The organism is Spongiactinospora gelatinilytica, assembly GCF_003236385.1.
Classification (GTDB): Bacteria; Actinomycetota; Actinomycetes; order Streptosporangiales; family Streptosporangiaceae; genus Spongiactinospora; species Spongiactinospora gelatinilytica.
This window is the reverse complement of the sequence record NZ_POUA01000302.1, coordinates 1-9777: the sequence shown is the minus strand read 5'-3', so window position 1 is coordinate 9777 and position 9777 is coordinate 1. Positions and strand designations below refer to the sequence as shown.

Sequence of the window (9777 nt, the reverse complement as noted above, 5' to 3'; positions counted from 1 at the left end):
CCGCTCCCTGATCTCCTCGACCTCGATGCGCTCGATGAGCTGGCCGAAGAAGCCCCTGATGACCAGGCGACGGGCCTCCTCGAAGGGGATGCCCCTGGCCTGCAGGTAGAAGATGTGCTCGTCGTCGAGGCGGCCGGAGGCGGACGCGTGGCCCGCTCCGGCGACCTCGCCGGTGAGGATCTCCAGGTTGGGCACCGAGTCGGCGCGGGCGCCGTCGGTGAGGATCAGGTTGCGGTTGTACTCGTAGGTGTCGGTGCCCTCGGCCTCGACCCGGATGATCACGTCGCCGATCCACACCGCGTGCGCGGAGTCGCCCTGCAGCGCGCCCTTGTAGAGCACGTTGCTGCGGCAGTTGGGCACGCTGTGGTCGACCAGCAGGCGGTGCTCCAGGTGCTGGCCCTCGTCGGCGAAGTACAGGCCGACCAGGTCGGCGTCGCCGCCGGGCCCGGTGTAGGAGACGCTGGGCGACAGGCGCACCAGGTCGCCCCCGAGCGTCACCACGAAGCTGCGGAACGTGGCGTCGCGGCCCAGCTCGGCGTGGTGGTGGGAGACGTGCACGGCGTCGTCGTCCCAGTCCTGGAGGCTCACGACCTTCAGGGTGGCGCCGTCGCCGACCGCGAACTCCACGTTGTCGGCGTAGGTCGCGCTGCCCCTGTGGTCGAGCACGACCACGGCCTCGCCCAGCGGCTCGACCCTGACCAGGACGTGGCCGTAGGCCGCGCCGCCGCCCTGGCCGCGCAGGGTCAGCACGGTGGGCGCGGAGGCCACCGCCCCGCCGGGAACGGTGAGGACCGTGGCCTTCTCGAACGACGCGTACGCCTGGGCGCTCACCCGGTCGCGCGGCACGTAGACCTGCCCGAGCCTGGCGTCGTCACGGCCCACCGTCTCGACGGTCACCTCGGGCGCGGCCTCCACCTCGACCACGACGTGGCCGGTGGCCTTCGCCGTGCCGTCGTGTAGGCCGGACAGCCGCGCCAGCGGCGTGAACCGCCACCCTTCCTCGCGGCCGGACGGCACCTCGAAGTCGGCGAGGTCGAACGACGCCTTCTGGTGCAGCGTCGAAAGCGGCTTGGTGCTCAGACCCATGGTCAGCCCACCGCTCCTTCCATCTGCAGCTCGATCAGCCGGTTGAGCTCCAAGGCGTACTCCATCGGCAGCTCGCGCGCGATCGGCTCGACGAACCCGCGCACGATCATCGCCATCGCCTCGTCCTCGCCCAGCCCCCGGCTCATCAGGTAGAAGAGCTGGTCTTCCGACACCTTGGAGACCGTGGCCTCGTGTCCCATGGACACGTCGTCCTCGCGGACGTCGACGTAGGGGTAGGTGTCGGAGCGGCTGATCTGGTCGACCAGCAGCGCGTCGCACTTGACGGTGGAGGCGCTGCCGGCCGCGCCCTCCTCGATCTGGACCAGACCGCGGTAGGAGGTGCGCCCGCCGCCGCGCGCGACCGACTTCGACACGATGGTCGAGGAGGTCTTGGGGGCGAGGTGGACCATCTTGGCCCCGGCGTCCTGGTGCTGTCCCTCACCGGCGAAGGCGACCGACAGGGTCTCGCCCTTGGCGTGCTCGCCCATCAGGTAGACCGCGGGGTACTTCATCGTGACCTTGGAGCCGATGTTGCCGTCGATCCACTCCATGGTTGCGCCCTCGTAGGCGACGGCGCGCTTGGTGACCAGGTTGTAGACGTTGTTCGACCAGTTCTGGATGGTCGTGTAACGGCAGCGGGCGTTCTTCTTCACGATGATCTCCACGACCGCCGAGTGCAGCGAGTCGCTGGAGTAGATAGGCGCGGTACAGCCCTCGACGTAGTGGACGTAGCTGTTCTCGTCCACGATGATCAGGGTCCGCTCGAACTGGCCCATGTTCTCGGTGTTGATCCGGAAGTAGGCCTGCAGCGGGATCTCGACCTCGACGTTCGGCGGCACGTAGATGAAGGAGCCGCCGGACCACACCGAGGAGTTGAGCGCGGCGAACTTGTTGTCGCCGATCGGGATCACCGAGCCGAAGTACTCCTTGAACAGCTCGGGGTGCTCGCGCAGGCCGGTGTCGGTGTCGAGGAAGATGACGCCCTTCTCCTCAAGGTCCTCGCGGATCTTGTGGTAGACGACCTCCGACTCGTACTGGGCGGCGACGCCCGCGATGAGGCGCTGCTTCTCCGCCTCGGGGATGCCCAGCCTGTCGTAGGTCGACTTGATGTCGGCGGGCAGCTCGTCCCAGGTGGTGGCCTGCTTCTCCGTGGAACGCACGAAGTACTTGATATTGTCGAAGTCGATGCCGGTCAGGTCGGAGCCCCAGGTCGGCATCGGCTTCCTGCCGAACAGCCGGAGCGCCTTCAGCCGAAGGTCCAGCATCCATTCCGGCTCGCTCTTGAGCGCGGAGATGTTGCGGACGACCTCCTCGGACAGGCCGCGGCGCGCCGCGGCTCCCGCGGTGTCGGAGTCGGCCCAGCCGAACTTGTAATTCCCGAGGCCTTCCAGCTCCGGGCGGTCGGTGACAGTCACCTTCCGGACTCCTTGCTCTTGTTCCTGTTCATGGCTTCGCTCAATTGCGGCGGACTCACATGCGTGGTGCACACGCCGTCGCCGTGGGCGATCGTGGCCAGCCGCTGCACCGGGGTGCCGAGCAGTTCCGCGAACGCCTCCGTCTCCGCCTCGCAGAGCTGAGGGAACGCCGCCGCGACGTGCGACACCGGGCAGTGGTGCTGGCAGAGCTGCTCGCCGCCGACCCGTGGCTTACTGGCCGACGCGGCGTAGCCCTCTGCCGACAGCGCCTCGGCCAGCACGCGGACCCGCTGGTCGGCGGGCACCTCGCGCATCGCGGGCGCCAGCCGCTCCACCAGGGCCGCCATCTGTGACCTGGCGAAGTCTCCCACGGCGTCCTCGCCCTGCCGTTGCGCCAGGAACCGCAGCGCGCTGCCGGCCAGGTCGTCGTAGGCGTGCTCGAAGGCACTGCGCCCGGCGTCGGTTATCGCGAACATCCTGGCCGGCCGCCCACGCCCGCGCTGGACGCGGGTGCGGGCCGTGCGAGGCTCTATCATGCCGTCGGTGAGCAGCGCGTCCAGGTGACGCCGGACCGCCGCGGGCGTCAGCCCCAGGCGCTCGCCGAGCGCCGCCGCCGCGATCGGGCCGTGCTCCAGGATGAGTCGGGCGACACGCGCACGCGTGCTCTGCTCCGCGCCCGCCTCCACATGCTGCATCCTCGCCTGCCTCATTGCCGCTCACCGTCTGCTCGTTATTTCACAACATCAGTGTGACGTATTTCCTTCCCACCATACAAACGGATGGCCGGATCCGACGCAATGCAATTGCTCACGCAGGTAAGCCTTACCTAACCTGCACGAACGCATGACGGACGCGTCTCCCCAGGCCGCCGCCGCGTGTGCCGGGGCACGACCCGCCACGGCGGTTCCCTACACTCGTGCGCATGGAATCCCCTGCCGTCGAAATCGCCGAGCTGGTCAAGCGGTACGGCCGCGCGACCGCCGTCGACGGCTTGACGCTGACCGCGCGGCGGGGGGCGGTCACCGCGATCCTCGGCCCCAACGGCGCCGGCAAGACCAGCACGATCGAGATCTGTGAGGGCTTTCGCAGGGCCGACGGCGGCACCGTGCGGGTGCTCGGCCTGGACCCGGCCCGGCGCGAGCTTCGGGCGCGGGTCGGCGTCATGCTCCAGTCGGGCGGCGTCCCCCCGGCGATGCCCGCCCGCGAGTGGCTGCGCCTGGTGAGCCGGTTCTCCGCCCGGCCGCTCGACCCCGACGCGCTGCTGGGCCTGCTGGGGCTCGCCGAGCACCGCCGCACGCCCTACCGCAGGCTGTCGGGTGGGCAGCAGCAGCGGCTGTCGCTGGCCGCGGCCGTCATCGGGCGGCCCGAGCTGGTCTTCCTGGACGAGCCGACCGCGGGCCTGGACCCACAGGCCCGCCACGCCTGCTGGGATCTCGTGCGCGATCTGCGGGCCGCCGGGGTGTCGGTCGTGCTCACCACCCACTACATGGACGAGGCCGAACGGCTGGCCGACCAGGTGGTGATCATCGACCATGGCCGCGCGGTGGCGAACGGCAGCCCCGCGTCGCTGACCGGAGCCGAGCGCCAGCTCAGGTTCCGCGCCCGGCCCGGCCTCGACCTGGACGAGCTGCTGGCGGCGCTGCCCGCGGGCAGCGCCGCCAAGGAGTCGCCGGCCGGCCACTACATCATCGAGGGCCAGGTCGGCCCCGAACTGCTGGCCACCGTCACGGCCTGGTGCGCCGCCGAGGGCGTCACCGCCGACGACCTCAGCATCGAGCGGCGCACCCTGGAAGACGTCTTCCTCGAACTGACCGGCAGGGAGCTGCGGTGACCACAACGAGTTCGGGGCTCGACCTCACCCCCGCGCCGGGGGCCGCGCCGCTGTCCCGGATGGTCGCCGCGCAGGCCGCCGCCGAGGTGCGCGGCATGCTGCGCAACGGCGAGCAACTGCTGCTCACCCTGATCATCCCGGTGCTGCTGCTGGTGGGCTTCTCGCTCGCGCCGGTGCTCGATCTGCCCACCGCCCGCAGGATCGACTTCCTGGCCCCCGGCGTGCTGGCGCTCGCGGTGATGTCCACCGCGTTCACCGGGCAGGCCATCGCCACCGGTTTCGAGCGCAGGTACGGCGTGCTCAAGCGGCTGGGCGCGACCCCGCTGTCGCGGGGCGGCCTGATGCTGGCCAAGACGGCCGCCGTGATCGCGGTCGAGGCGATCCAGGTGGTGGTGATCGCCGGGGTCGCGCTGGGGCTGGGCTGGCGTCCGCAGGGCTCGCCGTTCGCCGCCGCGCTGCTCCTGCTGCTCGGCACGGCGGCCTTCAGCGGGCTCGGCCTGCTGATGGCGGGCACCCTGCGCGCGGAGGCCACGCTCGCCGGGGCCAACCTGGTCTACCTGGTGCTGCTCGGCTGCGGCGGGGTGGTGTTCCCGCTGACGGCCTTTCCCGAGGGGGTTAGGGGCGTGCTGGAGCTGCTGCCGATCTCCGCGCTGACCGGCGGGCTGCGCGCGGTGCTGGCCTCGGGCGCGGCGCTGCCGGCCGGGACGCTCGCCGTACTGGCCGCGTGGGCGGTCCTGCCGCTGGGCCTGGCGGCCCGCACCTTCCGCTGGGAGTGACGTGACCGCACACCCGATGACCGGGCCGGCCGAACCCTACCGCCCCGGTCTTCTCGGCCGCGGCGGCGGTCTGCTGCGCGCCGCCGCCGACGCCGTGCCGCCCTCCGGGCTGGTGCTGCTGGCGATCCTCTCGGTCCAGGTCGGCGCGGGCTTCGCCAAGGACCTGTTCGCGGTGCTGTCGCCGGCGGGCGTGGTGTTCCTGCGCATCGCCACCGGCGCGCTCGTGCTCGGCCTGCTGGCCCGGCCCCGGCTGCGCGGCCTGAGTCGCGGCGACCTCGGCGTGGGCGTGGCCTTCGGCCTGACCCTGGGGCTGATGAACCTATCCATCTACGAGGCGCTGGCCCGGCTGCCGATGGGGATCGCGGTGGCGGTGGAGTTCCTCGGCCCGCTGGGCGTGGCGGTGGCCGCCTCCCGGCGTCGCCTGGACATCCTGTGGGTGGCGCTGGCGGCGGCCGGGATCGCCCTGCTGGCGCCCTGGGACCAGACCGGCGGGCTGAGCCTGGCGGGGCTCGGCTTCGGGCTGCTGGCCGCCGCCTGCTGGGCGGGGTACATCCTGCTGTCGGCGGCGACCGGGCGGCGCTTCCCCGGGATGAGCGGCCTGACCCTCGCCATGCTCGTCTCGCTGGTCTTCATCACCCCGCTCGGGGTGGCCTCGGGCGGGACAGACCTGCTCCGGCCGGAGTTCCTGCTCGTCGGACTGGGCGTGGGGCTGCTGTCGTCGGTGATCCCCTACTCGATCGAGCTGGAGGCTCTGCGCCGCATGCCCAAGCGGGTGTTCGGGATCCTGATGAGCCTGGAACCGGCCGCCGCGGCACTGGTCGGGCTCGTCGTCCTCGGCGAGATCCTGCGGATGCGGGAGTGGGCGGCGATCGTGTGCGTGGTCGTGGCCAGCGTGGGTGCCACCCGTTCCTCCTGACCTGCGGCTTTTGGACACTCTCCGTGAGGTGACATCTCTGATCCTCACCACCTGAGTATGCGCCTACTCATGCGCGCCCGAGCGCGGAGGGTGACGATTGCCGGGACAGCGAGTGATCCAAGGAGACGCGATGTCCACACCCGAAGGCGGACGGCCCGCGCACCACTGGTGCGGCACGATGCCGGTGCACCACCAGATGATCGCCACCCGCCCCGACTACGCGATCGCCAGAGCCGCGATCGAGAACACCACGTTCGCCCGCAGGAACGCGCGCGCCCCCCGGCGGCGCGAGGTCGTGACCATTCCGGTGGTCGTTCACGTGGTCTACCAGCAAGAGGCGCACAACGTCTCCGACGAGCAGATCGCCAGCCAGATCACCGTCCTCAACCAGGACTTCCGGGCGGCCAACCCCGACGTCTCGCAGGTCCCCGCGCCCTTCCGGCCCGCCGTCGCCGACACGCTGATCGAGTTCGCGCTGGCCGGTACCGACCCGGCGGGGCAGCCGACCTCCGGCATCGTGCGCCGCCGTACCGGCCAGGCGCAGTTCGGCGACGACGACGCGGTCAAGTTCTCCTCGCGGGGCGGGTCCGACGCCTGGCCCGCCGACCGCTACCTCAACCTCTGGGTGTGCAACCTGGTGCCGTGGCTGGGCTACGCGCAGTTCCCCGGCGGGCCCGCCGAGACCGACGGCGTCGTGGTGGCCTACCACGCGTTCGGCAACACCGGCACCGCGACCGCGCCGTTCAACCTGGGCCGCACCGCGACGCACGAGATCGGCCACTGGCTCAACCTGCGGCACATCTGGGGCGACGACGGCGACGCCTGCTCCGGCGACGACTTCGTGGCCGACACCCCCAACGCGGCGGGCCCCAACTTCGGCGCGCCCACCTTCCCCTCGGTCACCTGCGGCAACGGCCCCAACGGCGACATGTTCATGAACTTCATGGACTACACCGACGACCGGGCGATGTTCATGTTCACCAACGGTCAGTCCGAGCGGATGGACGCGGCGCTGTCGCAGGTGCGGGCCTCGTTCGTCGCCAAGAAGGTGCTGGACGGCATGTGGGCGGGCGTCGCCGAGTCGGTCATGAGAACGTGATGTCATGAACGCGACGGCCGCCGGCTTACCGGGCGACTGGGTGCACGCGCGCGAAGAGGACACCGGCGGCGCGAAGGTCTACCGGCCGTGGGGGCACCCACTGCCGCCTTCGCGCTGGCGGCATCGGATCGAACTGCGCCCCGACGGCAGCTATGTCGATCACCGGCTCGGCGCCGATGACCGCTCGCCCCGGGCCCGCGGCCACTGGACGGTCGAGCCGGGCCCGCGGATCAGGCTGCGCCCGGATGATCAGGGCGAGCCGGCCCGCACGCTGGAGGTCGTCGCCGCCGAACCCGGCCGTCTGGTGCTCAAGGACCTGCCCTGAGCATCGCCCGGCGGCGGGCGGGGGCCGCACGGCGGGTCAGGCTTCCGGGCGGTCGGCCCAGATGCCGCGTACATGCTGGATGTGCTGTCTCATCAGGGTCTCGGCCGCGGCCGAGTCGCCCCTGCTCAGCGCGTCGAGAATCCACACGTGCTCCCGTGCGGACTCGGCTAACACGCCTTTGCGCGATAACGGGTCAAGGCCGTAGAGCCGGGCCCGGTTGCGCAGGTCGCGGACCACGGTGACCAGGTGCGCGTTGCCCGCCAGGGTCAGCAGGTCTTCGTGGAAGCGCAGGTCGGCGGCCACGTAGCCGAGCAGGTCGCCGCGCTCGGCGGCGGCGACGATCTCATCGGCCAGCGGGCGCAGCCGTCCGAACTCCGCCGCCCGCGCCGGATCGGCCAGGCCGGCGACCGTGGGCACCTCGATGAGCTGGCGGATGTGGGTCAGCTCGTCGAGATCGCGGTCGGACAGCTCGGTGACGCGAAAGCCCTTGTTGCGGACGGCCTCGACCAGGCCCTCCTTGGCGAGATCGAGCATGGCCTCGCGGACGGGGGTGGCCGAGACTCCGAAGTGCGCCGCGAGCACCGGCGCGGAGTAGACCACCCCGGGACGCATCTCACCCGTGATCAGGGCGACGCGCAGGGCGTGCGCCACCTGCTCACGCAGGCTCTGCCGCTCGCCCACCACCGGCAGGTCGAGCCGGCCTTCCGCCGAAGGCATCATCGGTGCCCTTCTCTTCGCGTCGGAATGGTCGAAATGACGTACGGCTACCGCGAGGCCGCCCACTTCCGGTACGCGGCGGCGGCCACTACCAGATCTTCCCAGGCCATACCGACACTCTTGAAAACGCCCGGTCCAGCTCCCGGTATAACACCGCCACCGACCAAGTCCGCCAGGTTTCCGGCAATGTGGCCGTCTGTGATCATACCCGCACTCAGTGGGGTGATGAGATCTCCCGCCTCGGCGAGCGCCGCCCCGCGCGCCTCCACGACCACGGTCGCGCGGGCGATGAGATCGCCGTCGAGCTCGCGGGCGGCCGGCTCGTGTGAGCCGACCGCGACGACGACCGCGTCGTCCTTGACCAGTCCGCCCGGGAACAGCGGGGTCCTGGCGCCGGTGCAGCAGGCGATCAGATCGGCCTCCGCGACGGCCCGCCGCGTACGGTCCGGCCCGGCGGCCACCGCGGCCTCCAGGCCGAGCGCCCGGCAGCGTCCGGCGAAGGCGGCGGCCCGGTCCTGGTCCCGGCCCGCCACGGTGACCCGCTCGACCGGCCGTACCTCGCGCAGGGCGATCACATGGCCCCACGCCTGCGGCCCGGTGCCGAACACCAGCAGGGACGCCGCGCCCTGCGGCGCGAGGTGGCGCACGGCCAGCGCCGAGACCGCGGGGGTGCGCAGCGAGGTCAGCGCGATGCCGGGGAGGGCCGCCAGCGGGGCGAGGGTGCGGCCGTCCAGCAGCAGGTAGACGCCCTGGATACGGGGCAGCCCGCGCTCGGGGTTGCCCGGCGCGACGGTGGCGACCTTCACCCCCGCGTAGCCGCCCCAGGCGGCGGGCATCAGCAGGAGCTGCCCCGCCGGGACGTCCACCGCCGGGCGCAGTGGCGTGGCCTCCGGGTCCAGCCCGGCCAGCAGGGCCTGCCTGGCCGAGGTCAGCCCGGCCTGGCAGCACGCGTAGGCGCAGGCCGCGACCAGGAACGCCGGAAACGACCGCACCACCAGGAACGCGCTCAGCGCGGCGGCGGTGAGCAGGGCGAGCAGCAGCGCCGTACGGCGCGGCCCCCACCGGTCGGCCAGGTGCCCCATCGGCACCCCGGCCAGCATCCCGGTCCCCCACGCGAGCGTGAGGCCCAGCCCGACCTGAGTGGGCGACAGGCCGACGATCCGGGTGAAGAACAGCGCCGAGCAGGCGTAGTAGGCACCATCGCCCAGCGAGTTGACCAGTTGCGCCAGGGCCAGTACGCGGGGCGGCCCGGCAGGGGGCAGGATTCGGTTCATGACCGCCGCTCCTTGTCCGGATGGTGGCACCATTGAACAGCGGGGGGATTGGCCGGCATAAGAGCCAATGGAAGCCAAGTCGATTGGGCCAATAGTGAACATCCATATCAGCCTGGACGGGCCCGGCGACCTGGCGGCGCGCATCTACCGCGGCATCCAGGACGCCATTTTGGACGGCAGGCTGCGTCCGGGTGAGCGCCTGCCGCCGACCAGGACACTGGCCCGGGGGCTCGACGTGTCGCGCAACACGGCCTCGGTGGCCTATGAACGGCTGACGGCGGAGGGTTTCCTGGTCGCCAGGGCGGGCGCGGGCACGTTCGTGAGCGACCGGCACATCC

Annotated in this window: 11 protein-coding genes; 6 read left to right on the top strand and 5 right to left on the bottom strand. The window is 71.6% G+C overall.

The features are described from left to right. The 3 genes from sufD to C1I98_RS29110 form a co-directional block, all read right to left on the bottom strand. Positions 1-1086 (bottom strand): Fe-S cluster assembly protein SufD (sufD, locus tag C1I98_RS29120; RefSeq protein ID WP_111170601.1); only part of this gene is annotated, 1086 nt, incomplete at its 3' end. A gap of 2 nt (positions 1087-1088) precedes the next feature. Beyond that, complete coding sequence (sufB, locus tag C1I98_RS29115) at positions 1089-2501, bottom strand: Fe-S cluster assembly protein SufB (protein ID WP_111170600.1); 1413 nt, start codon at positions 2499-2501, stop codon at positions 1089-1091. Continuing rightward, entirely contained in the window at positions 2498-3196 is a 699-nt protein-coding gene (locus tag C1I98_RS29110) for a helix-turn-helix transcriptional regulator (protein WP_111170604.1), read from the bottom strand. The genes sufB and C1I98_RS29110 overlap by 4 nt, the downstream gene beginning before the upstream one ends. Before the next feature lie 227 nt (positions 3197-3423). Between C1I98_RS29110 and C1I98_RS29105 the strand changes: the two genes are divergently transcribed. The 5 genes from C1I98_RS29105 (at position 3424) to C1I98_RS29085 (ending at position 7448) form a co-directional block, all read left to right on the top strand. After that, positions 3424-4332 (top strand): ABC transporter ATP-binding protein, encoded by a 909-nt coding sequence (locus C1I98_RS29105; protein WP_111170599.1) that lies wholly within the window; start codon positions 3424-3426, stop codon positions 4330-4332. Between the two features lie 59 nt (positions 4333-4391). After that, positions 4392-5108 (top strand): ABC transporter permease, encoded by a 717-nt coding sequence (locus C1I98_RS29100; protein ID WP_111170603.1) that lies wholly within the window; start codon positions 4392-4394, stop codon positions 5106-5108. Positions 5109-5124: 16 nt separating this feature from the next. Further along, on the top strand, positions 5125-6024 hold the full coding sequence (locus C1I98_RS29095; RefSeq protein WP_111170598.1) for an EamA family transporter: 900 nt from the start codon (positions 5125-5127) through the stop codon (positions 6022-6024). Positions 6025-6154: 130 nt separating this feature from the next. Then, on the top strand, positions 6155-7123 hold the full coding sequence (locus C1I98_RS29090; RefSeq protein ID WP_199537291.1) for a zinc metalloprotease: 969 nt from the start codon (positions 6155-6157) through the stop codon (positions 7121-7123). A gap of 4 nt (positions 7124-7127) precedes the next feature. Further along, positions 7128-7448 (top strand): hypothetical protein, encoded by a 321-nt coding sequence (locus C1I98_RS29085; RefSeq protein WP_111170596.1) that lies wholly within the window; start codon positions 7128-7130, stop codon positions 7446-7448. A 36-nt stretch (positions 7449-7484) separates the two neighbouring features. Here the strand turns inward: C1I98_RS29085 and C1I98_RS29080 are convergent, their stop codons facing one another. Together C1I98_RS29080 and C1I98_RS29075 are read right to left on the bottom strand one after the other, a co-directional pair. Continuing rightward, positions 7485-8168, bottom strand: coding sequence for a GntR family transcriptional regulator (locus tag C1I98_RS29080; RefSeq protein WP_111170602.1), 684 nt, complete (start codon positions 8166-8168; stop codon positions 7485-7487). 44 nt (positions 8169-8212) lie between these two features. Beyond that, complete coding sequence (locus C1I98_RS29075) at positions 8213-9439, bottom strand: MFS transporter (RefSeq protein ID WP_158558222.1); 1227 nt, start codon at positions 9437-9439, stop codon at positions 8213-8215. Positions 9440-9533: 94 nt separating this feature from the next. Between C1I98_RS29075 and C1I98_RS29070 the strand changes: the two genes are divergently transcribed. Then, a partial coding sequence (locus tag C1I98_RS29070; protein WP_146607686.1) for a GntR family transcriptional regulator occupies positions 9534-9777 on the top strand: 244 nt, incomplete at its 3' end.

Coding starts and splice junctions, on each gene's coding strand:
- C1I98_RS29110 (WP_111170604.1), bottom strand. CDS start 3,196: ATGCAGCATGTGGAGGCGGGCGCGGAGCAGAGCACGCGTGCGCGTGTC.
- C1I98_RS29105 (WP_111170599.1), top strand. CDS start 3,424: ATGGAATCCCCTGCCGTCGAAATCGCCGAGCTGGTCAAGCGGTACGGC.
- C1I98_RS29100 (WP_111170603.1), top strand. CDS start 4,392: ATGGTCGCCGCGCAGGCCGCCGCCGAGGTGCGCGGCATGCTGCGCAAC.
- C1I98_RS29095 (WP_111170598.1), top strand. CDS start 5,125: ATGACCGGGCCGGCCGAACCCTACCGCCCCGGTCTTCTCGGCCGCGGC.
- C1I98_RS29090 (WP_199537291.1), top strand. CDS start 6,155: ATGTCCACACCCGAAGGCGGACGGCCCGCGCACCACTGGTGCGGCACG.
- C1I98_RS29085 (WP_111170596.1), top strand. CDS start 7,128: ATGAACGCGACGGCCGCCGGCTTACCGGGCGACTGGGTGCACGCGCGC.
- C1I98_RS29080 (WP_111170602.1), bottom strand. CDS start 8,168: ATGATGCCTTCGGCGGAAGGCCGGCTCGACCTGCCGGTGGTGGGCGAG.
- C1I98_RS29075 (WP_158558222.1), bottom strand. CDS start 9,439: ATGAACCGAATCCTGCCCCCTGCCGGGCCGCCCCGCGTACTGGCCCTG.